Origin of the sequence: Exiguobacterium sp. SH0S2 (assembly GCF_004337185.1) — a bacterium.
Taxonomy (GTDB): Bacteria; Bacillota; Bacilli; order Exiguobacteriales; family Exiguobacteriaceae; genus Exiguobacterium; species Exiguobacterium aurantiacum_A.
In genome coordinates this window covers 538903-560078 of record NZ_SJVB01000002.1, presented here as the reverse complement: position 1 = coordinate 560078, position 21176 = coordinate 538903, and the positions used below count along the sequence as shown (strand labels likewise).

At 52.6% G+C, this 21176-nt stretch carries 20 protein-coding genes; 14 read left to right on the top strand and 6 right to left on the bottom strand.

Annotation, left to right across the window (positions count from 1 at the left end; translation table 11 throughout):
• The first annotated feature begins 45 nt into the window (after nt 1-45).
• Both EVJ21_RS07525 and EVJ21_RS07520 read left to right on the top strand, forming a co-directional pair.
• Entirely contained in the window at nt 46-1308 is a 1263-nt protein-coding gene (locus EVJ21_RS07525) for a dicarboxylate/amino acid:cation symporter (RefSeq protein WP_071398414.1), read from the top strand.
• A gap of 49 nt (nt 1309-1357) precedes the next feature.
• Nucleotides 1358-1891 (top strand): TVP38/TMEM64 family protein, encoded by a 534-nt coding sequence (locus tag EVJ21_RS07520; protein WP_236633460.1) that lies wholly within the window; start codon nt 1358-1360, stop codon nt 1889-1891.
• Here the strand turns inward: EVJ21_RS07520 and cls are convergent.
• From cls to EVJ21_RS07500, 4 genes are all read right to left on the bottom strand, one after another.
• Nucleotides 1867-3396, bottom strand: a complete 1530-nt coding sequence (gene cls, locus EVJ21_RS07515) for a cardiolipin synthase (RefSeq protein WP_131490252.1) — start codon at nt 3394-3396, stop codon at nt 1867-1869. The genes EVJ21_RS07520 and cls overlap by 25 nt on opposite strands.
• Nucleotides 3397-3437: 41 nt before the next feature.
• The gene (locus tag EVJ21_RS07510) at nt 3438-3788 is read right to left on the bottom strand and encodes a hypothetical protein (RefSeq protein WP_131439249.1); all 351 of its coding nucleotides are present in this window, start codon (nt 3786-3788) and stop codon (nt 3438-3440) included.
• 65 nt (nt 3789-3853) lie between these two features.
• Nucleotides 3854-5038, bottom strand: a complete 1185-nt coding sequence (locus EVJ21_RS07505) for a chloride channel protein (protein WP_161567341.1) — start codon at nt 5036-5038, stop codon at nt 3854-3856.
• Between the two features lie 97 nt (nt 5039-5135).
• Nucleotides 5136-6086, bottom strand: a complete 951-nt coding sequence (locus EVJ21_RS07500; RefSeq protein ID WP_201738999.1) for an EAL domain-containing protein — start codon at nt 6084-6086, stop codon at nt 5136-5138.
• A gap of 205 nt (nt 6087-6291) precedes the next feature.
• Between EVJ21_RS07500 and speE the strand changes: the two genes are divergently transcribed.
• From speE to EVJ21_RS07480, 4 genes are all read left to right on the top strand, one after another.
• The gene (gene speE, locus EVJ21_RS07495) at nt 6292-7131 is read left to right on the top strand and encodes a spermidine synthase (RefSeq protein ID WP_070328241.1); all 840 of its coding nucleotides are present in this window, start codon (nt 6292-6294) and stop codon (nt 7129-7131) included.
• On the top strand, nt 7128-8009 hold the full coding sequence (speB, locus tag EVJ21_RS07490) for an agmatinase (RefSeq protein ID WP_131464648.1): 882 nt from the start codon (nt 7128-7130) through the stop codon (nt 8007-8009). The genes speE and speB overlap by 4 nt, the downstream gene beginning before the upstream one ends.
• A gap of 2 nt (nt 8010-8011) precedes the next feature.
• Nucleotides 8012-8380: a Na-translocating system protein MpsC family protein gene (locus EVJ21_RS07485; protein ID WP_131464646.1), complete on the top strand. Its 369-nt coding sequence runs from the start codon at nt 8012-8014 to the stop codon at nt 8378-8380.
• Between the two features lie 198 nt (nt 8381-8578).
• Complete coding sequence (locus EVJ21_RS07480) at nt 8579-9529, top strand: sodium-dependent bicarbonate transport family permease (protein ID WP_131464644.1); 951 nt, start codon at nt 8579-8581, stop codon at nt 9527-9529.
• 35 nt (nt 9530-9564) lie between these two features.
• On the opposite strand, the gene EVJ21_RS07475 is transcribed toward EVJ21_RS07480, so the two are convergent.
• Nucleotides 9565-10317, bottom strand: coding sequence for a homing endonuclease associated repeat-containing protein (locus EVJ21_RS07475; protein WP_131457752.1), 753 nt, complete (start codon nt 10315-10317; stop codon nt 9565-9567).
• Between the two features lie 448 nt (nt 10318-10765).
• Between EVJ21_RS07475 and EVJ21_RS07470 the strand changes: the two genes are divergently transcribed.
• From EVJ21_RS07470 to EVJ21_RS07435, 8 genes are all read left to right on the top strand, one after another.
• Nucleotides 10766-12679: a polysaccharide biosynthesis protein gene (locus EVJ21_RS07470; protein WP_131464642.1), complete on the top strand. Its 1914-nt coding sequence runs from the start codon at nt 10766-10768 to the stop codon at nt 12677-12679.
• The gene (locus EVJ21_RS07465) at nt 12676-13704 is read left to right on the top strand and encodes an NAD-dependent epimerase (RefSeq protein WP_131464640.1); all 1029 of its coding nucleotides are present in this window, start codon (nt 12676-12678) and stop codon (nt 13702-13704) included. Before EVJ21_RS07470 ends, EVJ21_RS07465 begins: the two co-directional genes overlap by 4 nt.
• On the top strand, nt 13704-15047 hold the full coding sequence (locus EVJ21_RS07460) for a phenylacetate--CoA ligase family protein (RefSeq protein ID WP_131464638.1): 1344 nt from the start codon (nt 13704-13706) through the stop codon (nt 15045-15047). The genes EVJ21_RS07465 and EVJ21_RS07460 overlap by 1 nt, the downstream gene beginning before the upstream one ends.
• Before the next feature lie 24 nt (nt 15048-15071).
• Complete coding sequence (locus EVJ21_RS07455; RefSeq protein WP_131490250.1) at nt 15072-16439, top strand: phenylacetate--CoA ligase family protein; 1368 nt, start codon at nt 15072-15074, stop codon at nt 16437-16439.
• A gap of 10 nt (nt 16440-16449) precedes the next feature.
• Nucleotides 16450-17781, top strand: coding sequence for a nucleotide sugar dehydrogenase (locus tag EVJ21_RS07450; protein ID WP_131490249.1), 1332 nt, complete (start codon nt 16450-16452; stop codon nt 17779-17781).
• On the top strand, nt 17769-18899 hold the full coding sequence (locus EVJ21_RS07445) for a glycosyltransferase family 4 protein (RefSeq protein WP_071398401.1): 1131 nt from the start codon (nt 17769-17771) through the stop codon (nt 18897-18899). The genes EVJ21_RS07450 and EVJ21_RS07445 overlap by 13 nt, the downstream gene beginning before the upstream one ends.
• Nucleotides 18900-18927: 28 nt before the next feature.
• The gene (locus tag EVJ21_RS07440) at nt 18928-19629 is read left to right on the top strand and encodes a hypothetical protein (RefSeq protein ID WP_071398400.1); all 702 of its coding nucleotides are present in this window, start codon (nt 18928-18930) and stop codon (nt 19627-19629) included.
• Between the two features lie 76 nt (nt 19630-19705).
• On the top strand, nt 19706-20359 hold the full coding sequence (locus EVJ21_RS07435) for a hypothetical protein (RefSeq protein WP_071398399.1): 654 nt from the start codon (nt 19706-19708) through the stop codon (nt 20357-20359).
• Between the two features lie 27 nt (nt 20360-20386).
• Here the strand turns inward: EVJ21_RS07435 and EVJ21_RS07430 are convergent, their stop codons facing one another.
• Nucleotides 20387-21151, bottom strand: a complete 765-nt coding sequence (locus EVJ21_RS07430; protein ID WP_131464632.1) for a MerR family transcriptional regulator — start codon at nt 21149-21151, stop codon at nt 20387-20389.
• Nucleotides 21152-21176: the final 25 nt, after the last annotated feature.

The following is a 21176-nucleotide window of genomic DNA, read 5'->3' as shown; positions in this document are numbered from 1 at the left end:
TTATGCTATACTAAACGCACTGTGTAAAAAAGAAAGGGTGACACGATGAGTGAAACTAAGAAAATTTTGATTGGCCTCGCCTTAGGGGTCATCGTCGGTCTCGGCCTCGCCGGCCTATCCGGTAACGTCTACGACGTGATCAATACGTACATACTATCCCCAGTCGGGACAGTGTTTTTGAACTTGATTAAAATGTTAGTCGTCCCAATCGTCTTCTTCTCGATCATTCTCGGTGTCATGGGCCTAGGTGACCCGAAAGAGCTCGGTCGCGTCGGGTCGAAGGCGCTTCTGTTCTTCTTGACGACGACAGCGCTCGCCATCGTGCTCGCGATGGGTGTCGCTTCAATTATCAAGCCGGGAGAGCGTGGAGATTTCCCGACAACTGGATTGGAATTTGAATCGACAACGACCGAAGAATCGTCGAACATCGTCCAGACGTTCGTCAATATGATTCCGACGAACCCGATCCAAGCGCTTGCTGAAGGGAACATGTTACAGATTATCGTCTTCGCGGCGTTGATCGGGTTTGCGATGATCGCCCTCGGCGAACGTGCCAAGACGTGGCGTCGCTTTGTGAAACAAGGGGATCGCATCATGATGCATCTCATTCACTTGGTCATGAAGCTCGCCCCATACGGTGCCTTCGCGTTGATCGCCTCGGCCATCGGCGGTATCGGACTTGATGCTGTTGTCGCTATGGCATGGTACATGTTTGCCGTCGTCTTGACGTTGTTCTTACATGCGACCATCGTCTACGGCGGAGCGCTCATCTTGCTCGGTAAGATGAGTCCGGTCTTCTTCTTTAAAAACTTCTATGAAGCGATCACGCTCGCGTTCTCGACGTCGTCTTCAAACGCGACGCTCCCTGTGTCGATGGAGCTCGCCCAGACGAAGCTCGGCGTCCCGCGTTCGATCTCGTCATTCGTCCAACCGCTCGGTGCGACGGTGAACATGGACGGAACGGCCATCATGCAAGGGGTCGCGACCATCTTTATCGCCCAAGTGTTCGCCGCTGACTTGACGATCACTGAGCTCGTGACGGTCGTCATCACGGCGGTGCTCGCCTCGATCGGGACGGCTGGCGTGCCGGGTGTCGGGCTCATCATGCTCGCGCTCGTCTTACAGTCGGTCAACTTGCCGGTCGAAGGGATCGCCCTCATCATCGGGGTCGACCGTATCCTCGACATGCTCCGTACATCCGTCAACATCACGGGTGATGCGACATGTGCGGTCGTTGTAGCGAAGCTTGAAGAGAAACACCTTCCACCTGTCGACGAAGACGCGTGGGATGAAGTCGAAGCGAAATAAAACAAAGGCTGACCTCGCGGGGTCAGCCTTTTGAAATGGGGTTTGAATGATGGAATGGGAACTGCTCCCGATCCCGCTGTTTGTCGTCATCAGCATCGTCTTAAACAGTGCCATCGCCGTCGCTGGCGTGTTACCGAGCGCGTTTTTGACGGCGCTGAACGTAAAGGTTCTCGGTTTCGGTCTCGGCGTCACTGTCTCGATCATCGGTGAGGCGGTCGGAGCGGTCATCAGTTTCGTACTGTACCGACGTGCGCTACAAACGTATACGTCACCGAACGGAAAGCGCTTCAAGCGTCTCCGCGAGGCGAGCGGGGTTGAGGCGTGGTTCCTCGTCCTCGGGATGCGACTCATGCCGTTCGTCCCGTCCGGACTCGTCACGTTATCGGCCGCGTTCAGTCGGATGACGCTAACGTCGTTCGCCACGGCGAGCACGATTGGGAAAGTGCCGGCGCTCCTCATCGAGGCGCTCGCGGTCACGGCCGTGATGCGTATTGCGACCGGTTGGCAATTCGTGTTGATCGCGCTCCTCGTGCTCATCTATCTCCTCTGGCGTGTGTTTCAAAGCAACGGCGAGAAGATATGACAGAACGCCTCGATGAACCGTTTGCCGTTCGATTTTTTTCGGAGCATCGACCAGTCGACGAGAATCGACTCGTCGAAGTCTTTCAAAAACGCGTCATGCAGTTGACCGATTGATGACGTCTCGAACTGGGCGATCGTCATCTCATGATTCAAATACATGCTGCGGAAATCAAAGTTAGCCGTCCCAACGAGCGCAATCTTGCCGTCGATGAGGACGGTTTTTGCATGGATGAAATGACGATTGTATTTATAAATGCGGATGTTCCGTTTCAGCAGCTGCTCGAAATAATATTCGGTCGCATGGAAACTGAACCATTCGTCGCCTTGTCCTGGGACGACGATGCGAACGTCGATGCCGCTCTTCCCTGCTACTTCGAGCACGGCGAGCAGTTCGGGCGGTGGGATCAAGTAAGGGGTCGTGATCCAAATCGACTCTTTCGCTTCCATCAACAGACGCATCATCCCATCCCGGATCGTGACGTCCTTACCGGGAGACGTCACAAGTAGTTGTGTCGCCCCGTTCGCGTCTTGCGGTTCGTTAATGAAGTATTCCGGAAGATGTTTAGCGTCGGCGAACAGGTCCCACGTCTCGCTCTCTTCTTCGTGACCGGCGTAAAGCCAATTCTCGATGAACAGACGCTGAAGCTCCCGGACGAGCGGTCCTTCGACACGCAAATGCGTATCTCGCCAAAAACCGAGCTTCTTATGTCTGCCGAGATATTCATCGCCGACATTAAGCCCACCAGTGTAGGCGATCCGTCCGTCGAGCACGATGAGTTTTTGATGATTTCGGAAGTTGGCGTTAAAGACGAGCAGCGGATGCAGGACCGGATCGAACGCTTCGACGTGCACCCGCGACTTGCGGAGCGGCTCGAGGAAATCTTCGCTGATCTCTTGGCTGCCGAGACCGTCATAAAGAAAACGGACGGTGACGTTTTCATTGGCTCTTTTGATTAAGGCGTCGCGAATCTTCAGGGAGATCTCATCGGTCCGGAACAAATAATATTGGACGTGGATATGGTGCGTCGCTTGCTCGATGTCTTTGAGCACAGCGTCGTACTTTTCATCTCCGTTGACGAGCAGTTTCGTCGCCGTATGGCCGTCGGCACCGGTCGCGCCCATTTTTTCGAGCGCTCTCGTGAGAGGGAACCGGTCGGATACTTCATTCGTCGTCTCGACGCGGTCGGCTTCGATCGCTTGCCGGAACATGCGAATCTCGGACGATGTTCGTTTGATCCGGCGGTGGCGTTTCGGTGTCCGGCCGAACAGCACCCAGGCGAGAGCGCCGAGAAACGGGATGAACAAGACGGTGAGCAGCCAAGCGAGCTTCGCTTGCGGTTGAACTTGGTCAAATAAAATATTCCAACCGACGATGAGCGGGGCGAAAACCCCGATTAAAATTAAAAACGGAGTGAGCGTGTCAACCCAAAACAAAAAAACTAATAGTAAAACGAGACTGACTATCATCATGATCAGTTGAATGACTCGTCGCTTCAACAAAGGCACCTACTTTCTAAAACGTTTAAAACGAGGGGAGTCCCCTCGTCTTAATACAAGCTGTTTAATACGGCGTTGATCTCATTCGCGTAGCGTATGAAGAAGTACAGGTTGACAACGAGTGAGAACAAAACGAGGAAGAGAGCGAATTGTGCTTTCGTTCGATTACGGTTCCAGTAGTAAAAGACGGAAAATAAAACGGCGATACCAACGAATAGAGCGACAATTTCAACAATTCCCCAAAGGATGTCTTTCGATAAAAACATATCGACGATTGTCATGACGACAAAAAAGAATACGACAATCCCCATGAGGACCACCAAAATGGCTAAGATGATACTAATCCAATCTGAACTGACTGCATCAACTAAATTTTCAATTGCGACGTTGTATTCGTTCATAAACGATCCTCCTTTCCAGGCACTGCATAACTATTCATCCAATACCCTTTTTTTTCATACTGAAATCAATTGTGTACATTAGGATGGATGAACGCGGGAAGGGGGATTTTTGATACAATCGCCACGACTCCAAATACATAAACCCAGCTGTTCGGAGGAAAGAACAAGACGAGCAGGACGATAATCGCCAACGGTTGGCGCATAGTAGTCGCAAGCAGGGTACTCGTCGCTAAAACGACGGCAAAAGTTGGATCGAGGTCGAATGATCCGCTGAAAAAGTAGCCGAGGGTGAAAGCAGAGAAAAGCAATGGATAAATATGTCCACCACGCCAGCCGGTGGCGAGACAAAAGGCGGTAAAAAATAGCTTTAAAAAGCTAAACCATAATAGTGTATACAGCGGAATACGCTCCCAATCATTAAAATACTCTAAAATGGTCTCTTCCCCAGAGAATAAGAGGTCTGGATAAATGAGAGCCATCGTACCGATTCCGATTCCACCTGTGATTGTCAAAAACAAGATAGGTACTTGAGAGGTTAGACTCATCAAAGCATGCTCTGCTAGTAAATAAAGCCAACCAAAAACCATGCCAATCAGGATGATGAATAAAATCGACCAGTCAAGCTGAATTGACTCGATGGCGGGGAACTTGACGACAAAAGGTGGACGTTCGTCCAATCGGTTGAGGAGATAAAACGTCCCGACTCCAGCAAGAGTTGCCAGTAAGTTCAGCATCGATTGCTTTTTATGTTCAGTTTCTTCGGCTGCGAGCGCTCCAAACAATGGTGCGTTGAAAACAATCCCGAGAACGACCGCGTGCCCGACTTCTTGCAATTCACTCAGCTCGTGCCGGACATAACGGAGTCGTTCGGCAAACCAAGTCGTAAGCCCGCCGACGATTCCGATGAGAGCCGCCTCGGGACCGAGACTAGCACCACCAATCAAGACGAGAAGAGCGGTGAGCGTCGTGAATCCGATGTAGCGGTAGGTAATCCGTCCTGAGGTCTTCCTGTCTTCTAAAATTTCTGGCATCAGGCGCGGCATCGGCCCGTATCGCCGTTGTAATAGTCCGATCAAGACTCCGGCTACGAGCGGTACGAAAAAGATGTAAAAAGGGCTTTCGACTCGTTCGGGTACGGTATGCCAGACAAAGTGAATTCCTTTATAGACGACTGATAAAAAAATCCAGCTAATGAATCCAATCAATATACCGAGTATGCCTGCATAGACACTTACGATGATGGATTTCACTGATCTCCCACCTTTTTGCCCGTATCGATAAAAACTTCTGTTAGTTATCCTATCTCCCGAACGTTCTTCTCTAAAACCTAAAAAAGATGCTACTCTGTTATAAGAGTGGCATCGATTTAAGCGAAGTAACATCATCTGGTGCAGCTGGTTTTCCGAAAAAGTAGCCTTGGCCGAGATCATAACCGAGTTCGCGACAGACGTCGACCTCTTCGGCGCGTTCGATCCCTTCGGCGAGGATTGTAATGCCCATCGAGCGCGTCAATTGACGGACGTTCTTCAAGAAGGCCCGCTTCTCAGCATCTTGGTCACAGAACGAAATATACGACCGATCGATTTTGACGTAATCGGGCTCGAGCCGCTGTAACATGTCAAGCGTCGAGAAGCCGGCACCGACATCGTCGAGCGCGACTTTCATGCCGCGTTTTTTATATGTCGCGAACACGTGCTGCAAATGAGCGACGTCTTGGACTTTCTCCGTCTCGACGACTTCAAAGATGAACCGGTCGGCACTAAGCCCGTAGCGGTCGATGACTTCGAACGTGTGTTGCAGACAGTAGTCCGGGTTGTAGATCGTCGACGGCAAGAAGTTGATGAACGTCTTCTCGTGAGGTGCGACGGCGTGATACGTCGCTTTGATCGCCTCGGACCGGGCGCGTTGGTCGAGCTTCGAATGAAGTCCGAACCGGTTGGCGGCGCGGAACAGCTCTCCAGGCGAGATATTGTTCTGACTGCGGAGGAGCGCCTCGTAACCGAACCGTTCACCTGTGTCGAGATGGATGATCGGTTGCAGGTGACTTTCGAACTCCCCGTGTTGGATCAGCTCGATCGTGTCACGGTTGGCGATCTGTTCGAGCAAATCGACTGCTGGTAGAATCGGTGTTTGCTGTTTCGTGGCAGGGTTGACACAATATACATTGTCCTCGACCGAAGATAGCTTAGTCTTGAGTTCATCAAATGATTCGTATGGCTGAGGTTGGTCGTTGACGACCAACAAGCCCCGTTCAAAGAGCGGGATTGTCGTGGAGCAGGCCACGCAAGGAGACCACATAGGATCCCTCCTTTCCTGTTATAAAATACATCTATATCCAGTTTATCGGCTAAACCTCATGGAAAACTCACACATCTGGACGAATAAATAAAAAAATCGTGCAAAATGCGGACAGTTTTTGTATACTTCCTATCGTATGAATAAGAAGCGCCTCAAAACGCCACTCGCATACGAACAACTTTTTGAACAGAAAGGGGTTCTATCGATGGACCAAAAATTAAAGTTATGGTTTACGGAGCACCAGACAGAAGATTACGGGATCACGTTCCGGGTTAACCACGTTTATGAGAGCGAACAAACGGAGTTTCAACGACTAGAGATGGTCGAAACGGACGAGTTCGGTACAATGTTGTTGCTTGACGGAATGGTCATGACGACGGATAAAGACGAATTCGTCTATCACGAGATGGTGGCGCACGTGCCACTGTTCACGCACCCTAACCCGAAACACGTTCTCGTGGTCGGCGGCGGCGACGGTGGTGTCATCCGTGAGATTATGAAACACCCAACAGTCGAGAAAGCGGTTCTTGTCGACATCGACGGGAAAGTCATTGAATATTCGAAGAAATACTTGCCAAATATTGCGGGTGAGCTCGACAACCCACGCGTCGAAGTCATCGTCGGAGACGGCTTCATGCACATCGCGAAATCGGAAAACGAGTACGACGTCATCATGGTCGATTCGACTGAACCGGTCGGACCGGCAGCGAACTTGTTCACGAAAGGGTTCTACGCAGGAATCTCGAAAGCGCTCAAAGACGATGGAATTTTCGTCGCGCAGTCGGATAACCCGTGGTTCACACCAGAACTCATCCAAACGGTACAGCGTGACGTGAAAGAGATCTTCCCGATCACGAAGCTGTACACAGCCAACGTGCCGACGTACCCGAGCGGCTTGTGGACGTTCACGATCGGCTCGAAGAAGTACGACCCGCTTCAAGTACCGGCTGAGCGGTTCCACGATATCGAGACGAAATACTACACGCCAGCGCTTCACTCGGCGGCGTTCGTACTTCCTAAATTCGTGGAGGACTTGACGAAATGATCAAACGATTCGATGAAGCCTACTCAGGAAAAGTGTTTATCGCGAGCCTACCGGAAGTGACGGATGCGAAGACGGTCCTTTACGGCATGCCGATGGACTGGACGGTCAGTTTCCGTCCGGGCTCACGTTTCGGTCCGAACCGCATCCGTGAAGTCTCGATCGGACTCGAAGAATACAGCCCGTACCTTGACGGGGACTTGAACGAAGCGGCCGTCTATGACGCAGGGGACATCCCGCTTCCGTTCGGCAACGCCCAAAAGTCGCTCGACATGATCGAGTCGTTCGTCAAAGACGTCATCAAAGAAGGGAAGTTCCCGCTCGGTATGGGTGGTGAACACCTCGTCACGTGGCCGGTCATCAAGGCGATGCATGACGCGTACGGGGACGACTTCGTCATCTTGCACCTCGACGCGCACACCGACCTTCGTGACGATTACGAAGGCGAGCCGCTCTCGCACTCGACACCGCTCAAAAAAGCGGCCAACTTGATTGGGCCGTCGAACTGCTACTCGTTCGGGATTCGTTCGGGGATGAAAGAAGAGTTCGACTGGGCAAAAGAAGTCGGCTACAACTTGTACAAGTATGAAGTGCTCGAACCGCTCAAGCGCGTCCTACCGACGCTCGCCGGCAAAAAAGTGTACGTCACGATCGACATCGACGTCCTTGACCCGTCGGCCGCACCAGGAACCGGCACGCAAGAGATCGGCGGCATCACGACGAAAGAGTTGCTCGAGTCGGTCCATGCCATCGCCAACGCTGACCTCGATATCATCGGTGCCGACCTCGTCGAAGTGTCACCGGCGTATGATCAGTCGGACATGACGGCGATCGCCGCCGCGAAGATCCTTCGCGAGATGATGATCGGGTTCGTGAAGTAACGATGCCGAAAAAAGGTCAGCTCGAGATGGAACTGAGCGCCCGGATCACCCAATGGGAGAAAGAGTATCTCGGGCGCGGTTCATTAACGTGTAAGAGTGACCTGCTCCGCGATTTGGCCATCGTGACGCTGCAAGGCGTCTTGACCCCGGCCGAATATGAACTCGCCGCGAAGTCGAGTGGTCGCGAACAGTTAAAGAAATACCGTAACAACCTCGTCGAATCCGGCCGGGTCCAACTCGAGACGATCATTCATGACGTGCTCGGGAGACGGCTCGTGTCGCTCCATACGGACATCAGCACGAAGACAGGCGAACGCCTCATCGTCTTTCGGTTGGATGCACCGTGGGACGATGTGATTGACAAGGCGTGACGACATTTTTACACTAGAAGCAGAGACGCGTCAGGATTGGTGGAGAATGCCTACGGGAACTTTCCACCGCCGTCCTGAAACGGAGCTGTCAAAAACTACCCCGACAGTTGTCGGCTAGACGGAACGAACGTGTTCGAGCCGTCGGCATGCAGCGCACACCTTTCTTTGGTGTGCGCTTTTGTCGTCTAGGAGGAAACAATGGAACTATTGACGTTTTTATTGACGAGCGCCCCGGTGCTCCTGTTCGTGACGGGCGTGATTGCCGCCCTCGGAAAGTCGAATTTAAGAATCCCCGAATCGCTCAGTGTGACGCTTAACATTTATCTGCTACTCGCCATCGGGTTAAAAGGCGGCATGGGGCTCGCCGCTGTCTCGCTTGACGAGCTTGCGGCACCGCTCGCCGTGACACTCGTCCTCGGGATGGTTTTACCGCTCGTCGCTTTTGGACTCGGTCGTCTGCTCAAGTTCAGCTTTCACGAACGGATCGCCATGGCGGCGACGTTCGGTTCGGTCTCGCTCGTGACGTATGTCGCTGCGACCGCCCAGCTCGAGCGGATCGGTATCAGCTATGAACCGTTTATGACGACGCTCGTCGTCGTCCTCGAGATTCCCGGTCTCGTCGTCGCGCTCTTACTGTACAACCAGACGCGTGTGCTCGGTATCACGGCCGCCCCGAGTCAGTCGTTCACCGTCATCCGGGACAGTATGCTCTCAAAGAGCATCCTCTTGCTCATCGCCGGCCTTGTCGTCGGATTCGTCACGCCGGACACGTCGGCGCTGACACCATTCTTCGTCGACTTGTTCCCGGGCGTCTTACTCTTATTCTTACTGAGCCTTGGGGTCAAGGTCGGCCATCAGCTGAAAGACGTCCCGGCGTACGGCATGAAGTTTTTGATTGTCGGGACGATGTTCCCGCTCATCGGGGCCGTTGTCGGCTATTTTGCCGCCGGACTGGCCGGTTTGTCTGACGGGGGTACGATCTTGCTCATGACGCTCGCGGCAAGCGGCTCTTACATCGCGGCGCCGGCGATGCTCCAGGCGTCCGTCCCGGAAGCCGAGCCGTCGTTTTATTTGACGCTCGCCCTCGCTGTCACGTTCCCGTTCAATTTGCTCGTCGGTATCCCGCTGTTCATCACGATCGTCACATGACAAAAGCGCCGTCTCATCGAGAGACGGCGCTTTTGTCATGTGATGACTTGCTGTTGTTCCATACATTTCAAAGCGGCGGTCCAGCTGCCGAACAAGGCGTTGATCGTCGACGTGCTCGGCACGTTTCGTCCTTCGGCCCATTTGCGGTAGTGAAGGATGCTGAAATGGTTTAATTCATCTTTAGCGACCCGGAGCGCCTCGATGACGTCCTCCTCGTCCCATTTCCGTTTCGGTGGGGCGATATCGAGGACGAACAAGGCGTAGCTCCAGGAGCCGTACTTCCGGGCAATCGTTGCCACGGTCGGATATCCCTTCTCCTGCGCCCAGACAGCGTAGTGCTGTGAAGTGAGACGTGTCAGTTCGGCGGACGCCTCGATGAGTGCCTGAATGATGCGCTCCTCGTTATTGCGGGCCGTCGTCGTCTGCAATTTCGCTTCGCGAAGTGCGTTCGACCACGAGCCGAACCGACTGCTGATCAGCGTGAGCGACGGGGCTTGTGCGACTTTGGCCCACTCCCGATACGTTTGGCTCGTAAAGATGTCGAGCTCTTCGGCGGCCTCGTTTAACGCGGTTAAAATATCTTCGTCCGAATAATAGCGGTACATCATTTTGATTTCAGCGGCCTGAACGGCTTCGCGCCAAGAACCGAATTTGTAAATCACGGTCGAGAGGGAAGGAACGTCTTTGCTGCGGGCCCAGAGTGTGTATTGTTTCGTATCGAATTCTTTGAGTTCATTCGCTGCTTGTTGTAGGCATGAGATGATTTGCTGCTCTGTCCATCTTTTCATCGTGATGTCTCTCCTTTTTAGAAGCGCTTGATTGCTTCAAAGGTCATGGTGTGGTTGAACGATGATGGTCCTCAAGGAAAGCCCAAACGGTCGAGGGCGCGACTGCGGTTGACAACGAACATAAAAGACTCGTGACTGACGGTGTAAGCAAGTCGTGAAGAGGTCATGTGACGAGCATGCATATTTACTTACTTCTAAATTCCCCTCCTTATTGACAATTTACACCTAATTCACGACTCATATACTTTCAATATTACCCATTTAGTGCGGAAATATTCACAAACAAAAAGAAATGGCCATCATACATTCGTAAAACTGTTTGATGGCTAAATTTCGTTGCTATGAAAAAGCTATGGTTTTCTTTCAGATTGTGAATCTCGAACGGGTACTAATCTAGCATCAGCGAATAACCCGTTTACATTCGGCAATCTTTAAAGGTGGTGACAGGATGACTATTCGATTCAATCATTATCCGATGGACCGAAAAAACACGATGCTTATGATGCTCGACGTGACGATCGCGGCGGCGGCCATCTTTCTCACGTTCAAACTGTTGTTCGCTCATGACACGACCGTCTCCGGGGACACGACGAAGTTGATGACGATTTTAGCGCTGAAGAGTACAGCTCTGCTCGTCCTCGGGTGGATGACACGCGTTTATCGGATTGACTGGCGTTACGGTTCGATGCGTGAGCTACAATTGCTCGCCCTCGTGTTGCTCACGAGTGATTTAATTGTTCTCGGTGCTGCCTTGATCGTGTTAGAGAACATGTCGTATCAAGCGCTGTTCGTCCAGAGCCTGCTCGCGTTCAACGGGATGCTGTTCATCCGGATCGTGGCGAGAACCCGGTCTTTCTTCCGATTCCGGAACGCACCGCCGAGCGGGAAAGCGACACTCATCATCGGCGGTGGGGACTCAGGACAAAAGATCACGAAAGAGTTGAAAGAACATCGGACGAACGTGTTAAACGTCGTCGGTATTTTAGACGACAATCCGTTCCTGCAACGGCTCTATATCCATGGGACACCGGTCATCGGCCCGATTGATGCGCTCGAGCGGAAAATTGAAGAGCTCGGGATCGAAGTCGTTGTTCTCGCAATCCCGTCCCTGCCTTACAGCAAACGGCTGCAACTGCTCAAGCGAATCGAGAAGACGGGCGTCGAATCACACGCGTTACCGATGCTCTCAGAGCTTGCGTCCGGAAAAGTATCGATGAATGAGATCAGGGAAGTGGCGATCGAGGACTTGCTCGGACGAGAGCCGGTCCAACTCGACGTATCCGAGATCTCACATAAGCTAAAAGGCACGACCATTTTGATTTCAGGCGCTGGCGGATCGATTGGGTCTGAGCTATGCCGGCAGTTAATCAAATTCGAACCCGGTCGTCTCGTCTTGTTCGGGCATGGCGAGAACAGCATTTATTCGATTGACCGTGAACTTAAAGACTTACAAACGGAAACGGAGATTTGTCCGATCATTGGGGACGTCCAAGACCGGGCGCGGTTGATGGAAGTGTTCGAACAGTTCGAGCCTGAGATCGTCTATCATGCGGCGGCCCATAAACACGTCCCGCTCATGGAAGGGAACCCGAAAGAGGCCGTGAAGAACAACATCTATGGTACGAAAAATATGGTCGAAACCGCTGATTTGTTCAACGTCGAACGTTTCGTCATGATCTCGACAGACAAGGCGGTCAATCCGACGAACGTGATGGGCGCGACGAAACGGGTCGCCGAGATGATTGTTCAGCAACAAGCGCGTCATAGTGCGACGACGTTCTCGGTCGTTCGGTTCGGTAACGTCCTCGGCAGTCGCGGCTCGGTCGTCCCGTTGTTCAAAGAACAGATTGAACGCGGTGGTCCGATCACGGTGACACATCCCGAGATGACGCGTTACTTTATGACCATCCCCGAGGCGAGTCGGCTCGTCGTTCAAGCAAGTGTTCGCGCGAATGGCGGTGAGGTGTTCGTCCTTGATATGGGACAGCCGGTCAAAATCGTCGACTTGGCCCGACGGATGATCACGCTCAGCGGCTTCACGCTTGAGCAAATTTCGATTGAATACAGCGGAATCCGGCCGGGCGAGAAATTGTATGAGGAGCTGCTTGCCACGAGCGAACGCAGCGAAAATCAAGTGTACGACAAAATTTTTGTCGGCTGTACGCGACCGTTCAAATCGGTCGAACCAATTTTACGTACGATTGAACATCTGCTTGACCAACAAAGCGCATTGACGTCCTTCCTCTTGTTCGTCGCCAATAGCGAAATCCCGGAAGAAGTGATGGCAGATATGTTCGCGCCTCAGATCGAGCCCGTTCGGATTCGTTCGAGCGACCCCACCCAAAGGAGGAAGACGTTATGAAAAAGACTGTGCTCGTCACAGGTGTCGCAGGGTTCATCGGCTTTCATTTGGCGCGCCGGCTGTTGCGAGAAGGGCACCACGTCGTCGGCATTGATGAAGTGAATGATTACTATGATCCTCATTTGAAAGAGGCGCGTCTCTACGTCTTGACGCACCCGAACTTCAAACTGTATCGGGACTCGCTCGAGAACAAAATGGCCGTCACACGGGTGTTTGAGAAACGGAGTCCTGATATCGTTGTCAACTTGGCTGCGCAAGCAGGCGTCCGCTACAGTCTTGAAAATCCGGACGCTTATATCCAATCGAATATCGTCGGATTTTTAAACATCCTTGAGGCGTGCCGGAACTTCCCGGTCGAGCAATTGATTTATGCATCATCAAGTTCCGTGTACGGCTCGAACCAAAAGATGCCGTTCTCTGAACAGCATCCGGTCGATCATCCGCTCTCGTTATATGCGGCTTCGAAGAAAGCGAATGAACTGATGGCCCACACGTATAGCCATCTGTTCGGTCTAAAGACGACCGGACTACGATTTTTTAGCGTCTACGGACCGTGGGGAAGACCAGATATGGCGCTGTACAAATTTACAGAAGCCATCATTAAAGGTGAACCGATCGACGTCTATAACTATGGGCAAATGGCCCGTGACTTCACTTATGTCGACGACGTGATTGAGTCGATCGTCCGCTTGATGGACATTCAACCGTTCGCTGACGAAGAGTTTGACTATCACGACCCGCTCCCGGACCGAAGCGACGTCCCGTTCCGTGTTTACAACGTCGGGAATCATAGCCCCGTCCAACTGATGGATTTTATTCGGATCATCGAGAAAAAACTAGGGAAGCGAGCAATCGTGAACGAACTCCCGCTGCAGCCGGGTGACGTACCGGAAAGTTTTGCCGATTCATCGGAATTGTATGGAGCGATTGATTTTCAACCACAGACCCCGATTGAACAAGGGGTGCATGAGTTTATCGATTGGTATATCGCGTATCACCATGCATTGAAGGAGGGAATCGAGTGATGATGTCACTTCAAGACAAAATCTATGCCAACTCTCCGTTGCCGGTTCAAAACTGGCTCATCTCGCTATACGGGTTGAAGTTATACCATGAGCGTTACGGTCCCTATTACGAAAAAGAGTTGACCAAGCTTCGAAGTCGACGGCTCGTCGATCCGCAAACAGCCCAACTGAATCGGCTCAATCGGTTCCTCAAGTTCTGTCAGACGCATAATAGCTACTATCGGGACTTGTTTGACCGCCATCACGTGGAGCTGCCGCTTCTGCAACTGAGCGATTTGAAACAAATTCCAGTGCTTGAGAAAGAGACACTCCGTACCGAACCGACTATTTTCTCGGATGTTAAAGCACCAATCGTCGGGTGTACGGGTGGAACGACCGGGACGGCACTCCAAGTCCGGTTCACGGTCGAAGATTACCAAGCCCGCATGGCCCATTTGGATTACTTTAAAGAGCAGCACGGCTTTACAAAAGGGATGAAACGAGCAAGTTTCACCGATCGGATGATTTGTCCGCGCGGCCAGGAAGAGCCGGTCTATTGGCGTTATAACGCTCCGATGAAACAGATGCTCTACTCGGTCGTTCACTTTCATCCGAAAACGATCCCGGCCTACGTCGAATCATTGAACGACTTTCAACCTGACGCCCTCGACGGTTCGCCGTCCGCGATGATCGAAGTCGCCAAGTATTTAAAAGACACGGATATGCGCTTAACGTTCAAGCCAATCGCCATCTTTCCGACGTCGGAAACGTTGTCGCCATGGGGACGCGCATTGCTCGAGGAGGTTTTTGACGCCCCGGTATACGACCAATACGCTTCTTCAGAAGGCGCACCGCTCGTCACCGAATGTCAGCATGGACGGATGCACCTCCATCCGGAGACCGGCATCATTGAGGCCGGAGAGAACGGAGAAGTGCTCGTCACGAGCTTCACGACCCATGGCACGCCGCTCGTCCGTTATCGAATCGGAGATCGGATGACACTCAGCGATGAGACGTGTCCGTGCGGCCAGACCGGTACGGTCATCTCGTCGATCGATGGCCGTCAAATGAATTACGTCGAGACACCGGAAGGTTATAAAGTGTTCGAAGGCGACTTGACGGCGACCGTCGCCGTGCTGCCGAACTCGGTACTTCAAGTCCAAGTGCTCCAACATGAGATCGACCAGATTGAAATGTTGTATGTCAAAGATGAGGACCGGTTCGAAAACGAACATGAGACGATATTAAAGCAAGAAGTGGAACGACTGTTCACACCGAATATGCGAATCCGTCTTAAAAATGTGCCGGCCATCAAAAAAGAACCAAACGGAAAAATTCGGGTCGTGAAGAGACTTCACGTCTGACCCATACAAAAGGGGAGTTCGATCATGGCGATCTTCGCGTTGCGGGACGTATATTTTAAGGCGCCGATCCGCCTTCAAAACTGGATGACGTCACTTTATGGCTTGAAGTTGTCACAAGAGCGTTACGGGAAAGCGTACGAGCAGGAGCTTGCCGCACTACGCAACCGTCCGACGGATGACGCGGCCGTTCGAGCAGACCAGCTTCGACGACTCAATGACTTTTTAGCATTTTGCGAAGCGAACAATGACTATTACCGTCAGTTATTCGACGAGGCCGGCGTATCGCTCCCGCTCCACTCGATTGAAGATCTAAAACAGATTCCGATACTCGAGAAGGAAACGGTCCGCTCGACCCCGGCCATCTACTCGCACGTGAAGACAGACATTATCGGCAAGACAGGCGGGACGACCGGTGCGTCGCTCCAAGTGAAATTCACAGCAGAAGATTATCAGATCCGGATGGCCCATTTGGATTATTTTAAAGAACAACACGGCTTTAAAAAAGGGATGAAACGAGCCAGTTTCACGGGACGCGTCATTTGTGAACCGGATCAAGCGGCACCCGTGTTTTGGCGGTATAATCGTCCGATGAATCAACTACTGCTGTCGTTGTTCCATCTGACCGAGGAGAATATCCCGCACTATATCGCAGAACTGAATCGGTTCAAACCAAGCGTTCTCGATAGCGCCCCGTCCGCCATGATCGACCTGGCCTCATACATTAAAGCGCACAACATCAAACTCGACTTCCAACTGATCGCCTTGTTCCCGACGTCAGAGACGATCACGGCGTTTGGACGGTCGTTGCTTGAAGAAGCGTTCAACGCGCCCGTATTCGACCAATACGCCTCGTCCGAAGGGGCACCGATTTTGAGCGAATGCAGTCATGGACGGATGCACCTTCATCACGAGACAGGGGTCATCGAGCCTTATGGGGAGGACGGCGAAATTCTCGTCACGTGCTTTACGACCCACGGCACACCGCTCGTCCGCTACCGGATCGGGGACCGGATGAAGTTTGGGGGAGGGACTTGTCCGTGCGGTCAAGGCGGGACGTATGTCGAGTCGATCGAGGGACGGCAATCGAATTTCATCGTCACGCCAAAAGGACTCAAAGTCTATGAAGGGGATTTGACGACGATCGTCAGCGAGCTCCCGAACTCGGTCATTCAAGTCCAGTTTCGGCAGTTCGATTTGCATCACATCGAGATGCGCTACATCAAAGACCCAAATCGCTTTACCTCGTCGCATGAACAAGTGCTTCGACGGGGGTTGAAAGAGCTCGTCGGAGACGGCGTCGAGATTACGTTGACGCCGGTCAAACAAATTCCTCGAGGCCCGAACGGAAAAGTCATCGTCGTCGAAAAGTTGATGAATCAAATTTCACAATAACTGGAGGCAGATGGACATGGACAAACTCATCTCAGAATCACGGACAGCACGAAGAACCATTGCCAATCGCCATATCGCCGTCGTCGGACTCGGGTACGTCGGTCTCCCGGTCGCGGTCGCGCTCGGAGAAGTCGGAGACGTCATCGGATTTGATATTAATGAGGCCCGCATCAACGAACTGAACGGTCATCTCGACAGCACGCGAGAAGTCGAGCGGGAATCGCTTGAAATCGCCTCAGTCGCATATACGACCGACGCGTCACAGCTTGAAGAGACGGATTTTATCATCATCGCCGTACCGACGCCGATCAACGAACAAAATCAGCCGGACCTCGGTCCGATCTGTAGCGCGACGCGAACCGTCGGCAAGCACCTACGGCCGGGGGCGATTGTCGTCTACGAGTCGACCGTTTACCCTGGACTGACGGAAGAAGAATGCATCCCGCTGCTCGAACGAGAGTCGGGTCTACGGGCCGGGATCGATTTTAAAGTCGGCTATTCGCCAGAGCGTATCAATCCAGGGGACCGGGTCAACACATTCCGGACGATCAAGAAAGTCGTCGCCGCCGAGGATGAGGAGACGCTTGATATCGTCGCAGCCGTATATGAGACGGTCGTCGATGCCGGTGTGCATCGCGCTTCGTCCATCAAAGTCGCCGAAGCCGCGAAAGTGATCGAGAATACGCAGCGGGACTTGAACATCGCATTGATGAATGAACTCGCGATCATCTTCGAGCGGATGAACATCGATACGCTTGAAGTGTTAGAAGCGGCCGGTACGAAATGGAACTTCCTGAACTTCCGGCCTGGACTCGTCGGTGGCCATTGTATCGGGGTCGACCCGTTCTATTTGACGATGAAGTCTGAGATGCTCGGCTATCACCCTGAGGTCATTTTAGCCGGACGGCGCATCAACGAGACGATGGGCAGTTTCATCGCCACGTCGCTCATTAAAACGATGATCCGTCAAAACATGCCGGTACTCGGCTCACGGGTCACCGTGCTCGGCATGTCGTTCAAAGAGAACGTCAGTGATATCCGTAATTCAAAAGTCGCGACACTCGTGCGGGAAATCGAGGAGTTCGGCCTTGAGGTGCAAGTGTACGACCCGCTCGTCCACCATGAGGAAGTCGAACAAGAATACGGGATCCAAGTAAAATCGTACCATGAGCTCAAGCCGGCGGAAGTCGTCATCTACGCCGTCTCACACGATGAATTCGTGAGTGCCGGTTGGAAAATTGCCGAACGTCAGTTGAAGATGGGACGAGGGATCGTCATGGATTTAAAAGGTATCTTAAACCGAGCGACGAAGCCAGAGGAGGTCCACTTATGGCGCCTTTAAAGATCCTTCAATTCTGCGCGGTCGACGTGACCGCTGACGTCCTGTTGCGTCCGCTCATCGAGTCGCTGAAAGCCGAAGGGCACCAAGTTGATGTCGCCTGTGCCTACGGTGACCGGACGGACCGGTTGCGGGCGGAAGGTTGGGTCATCCATACGCTGCCGATCGATCGCAAATTCCATCCGAAGCGGAACGTGCAGACGATTCAAGGGCTCGTCGCCTTGCTCAGACGGGAGAAGTATGACGCGATCCATGTCCATACGCCGGTTGCGGCCGCGCTCGGACGGGTTGCGGCCCGAATCGCCCGCACCCCGCACATTCTGTACACGGCCCATGGCTTTTACTTCCATGAACGGATGAGCCGGGTCGCCTATGAACTCGTGTTTTGGCTCGAAAAATCGCTTGCCGCACTCGCGACCGACTGGCTGCTGCTCCAAAGTGAGGAAGATTATTCGCTTGCCAAGACCCGACAATTTAAAAGCGATGACCGTCTGCTTCATCTCGGGAACGGGATTGATTTGACTCGATTCCAACCGCTTGAAAAAACAGTTGACCCGAAGCAGTTAAAGTTTCTGTTCGTCGGTCGCCTCGTCAAAGAAAAGGGGATCCTCGATCTACTCGAGGCGTTTCAGGAAGTGTCTGCGCGTCATCCGGGAGCGACACTCACGATTGCCGGAGAGTTGCTGTCGAATGAGCGGGATCAAGAGACCGCCAAACTCGTTGAAGCTCACTTGGTAGACAATCCGAACGTTCATTACGTCGGATACGTCATAGACACCCCGTCTTTGTTCAACCGTCATGACGTCTTTCTGTTACCGTCTTATCGGGAAGGGCTCCCCCGTTCCATTTTAGAGGCGATGGCGTCAGGTCTTCCGGTCATCGCGACGAACATCCGCGGTTGTCGAGAAGAAGTCATTGACGGAGAGACGGGATACCTCGTCCCGGTGGCCCGTCCGCAAGCGCTCGCGGAGGCGATGGAGTCGTTCATCGAGCATTCAGATCGGATCGAATCATACGGTCGCCGAGGTCGCGAAGTCGTCGAGGAACGGTTCGATGAATCGAAAATTTTGACACGGCAAATCAATTTATTTGCGCAAATTAGCGCTCGTGAAGTGGGATGAGTCGTCGCATATAAAAGGGGGAGGCGGCATGGAAGAGAAACAAGTGATTCACCAGTTGAGGACGGCCGCCGATGACGGTCGTCTCACAATCCATATGTACCAGCAATGGCAACAAGCGAACGGCGGACCGACCGTACTCGAACTGTTAGAGGTGTATGGTTCGTGGGCGAACGTGCTGCGGCTCGTCGGGTTTGAAAACCAGATGCCGCGTTTCACGAAGTCGGAAATGTTGCGAACGCTTCGCCGGGCAGCGAAGGATCTTGGCTCGATCAATAGTGCCGATTACCGAAAATGGGCGCATGACCATGATGCTCCGACGCTCACGGAAGTTGTCATCCAGTTTGGGTCTTGGAAGGTCGCATTGATCGAGGCCGATCTACTCGGGATGATGGCAAAAGACCAAAAGATTGAAATTATTCAAGCGTTGCTCGATGCGAGCGATGAAATCGAACCATTTAATTCAACGACGTATGCGAAATGGGCGAAAGCGAACCAACGTCCGAGTATCACAAAAGTCGTTCGGCGCTTCGGGTCTTGGACGCAAGCACTTGAAGAAATCGGATTGTCGACGCGTAAAGCGTTCACGGAACAAGATATTCTATCGGCGTTGAAAGAAGCGAGTGAGGATTTGGCCGTCCTCTCGCCATGGGGTTATGAAATATGGCAAAAAAAGACGGGAAAGGACCGGCGCTTAAAGATATCCAACAGATGTTCGGTTCTTTTGACATAGCGCTTTCGGCGATGGGGCCAGAATTTACAGACCAGACAGACGATGACGCTTCAAAGAGAGGGAAGGAGGAGGGCTTATGACGCGTCCGATCGTCTTATGTATCGGCGAGGATCCGACTTCGACTTATGTGTACCAGGCGATCCGGAATCTCGGGGTGACCCATGTGATCAAAGAAGACGGTCCGGCTGAAGTGCGGCCCGACTCGATCAACGAGTGGATGCGTCAATCATACGTTCGCTTTATGTCACCGCTCATGTGCCGATTCAGTCGTCAGCGCGTCCGAGAGTTACAAGCACGTTATCCGCTGAACGACAATCCGATTCCATCGCATCATCTGTTGCGTGTCACGTCACTGAATGACGCCCGAACGATGATGTGGCTTGATCGCTTACAACCACAACTCGTGATCTTGCACGAGACCGGACCCGTCGACATGAGCCGACTGCACCGTCTTGACTGTCCGATTTTAACGGTCAGCCCTTCGATGGCCAAAGGACAACTTGAAGCTTACTGGGCGTTTCGCGCTAAGCCTGACGTCTGTGAAGTGAGAATCGAACAATGGGGCGACAGAGGGTGGACTGTACTCGACCGGTCCGTCCTGTATGTCGGTGGCACCGATAACTTTGCGACGTATCCTTACCTTCAACTTGTGACGGCACTGCCGCTTTTGCGTCGTCAAATTGAATCGATGCTCGAAGAGGACGTGTATGATCGACGGACGGCAGAGTAAAGGCCAAAGCGAGTTCACTTTGGCCTTTTAGCTATTTTTGATGCAGTAATGTTGGATCGCGTCGTTATAGTAGACGGCAAGTCCGGTCGCGTACTTGTCGTAAAACATCGTGAACCGCTCATCCATGACATACATGTGCCCGAGTCCGCTGAACATGTCGAATGAACAGTCATAGAAATTAGCATTGATGAACTGATGGTTCGCCTTGACGACGGCTTGGACACGTTCGTCTTCAATCGGCACGTCCGCTCGGAACAGGTCGACGAGCGGTTTGACGAGATTCATCTGTTCTTGGCTGAGTGTTTCCCAATCATCTTTCGAGCGTTGGTTGGCACGCTCGAAAGATGTGTGGTACGCCTCGCTGTCGCCCCAACGGTCTTGTACTTCAGTCTCATGTTTTGCTTCGTGTGCCTTGAGTTCGTCAAACGACAGTCCGTTGAACAATGCGTTGTCTTCCATGGGAAGTCCTCCTTTGAGTGAGGTGAGTGTCGCCTCGGCCGTGTCGGCGAGCATATCAAAATAAGCCGCTTTCTCGCGCAACGCTGTGACTTGGCGCTCGAGCGTCTGAGCCCGGTCGAACGAATCGGCTTCAAGTAAGTGTTTGATCGCGTCGAGTGAGAAGTCGAGCGACCGATAGAACAGAACCGTCTGCAAACGGTCGACGTCATGTTTTGCATAGCGGCGATATCCATTGTCGTCGCGCAGCGGTACAAGCAGACCGATCGCGTCATAATGCCTTAGTGTCCGTTGCGTCGTCCCGGCGAGCTTCGCGAGCTGCTGAATCGAATACATAAGCCTCACCTCCTTGAATTCAGCG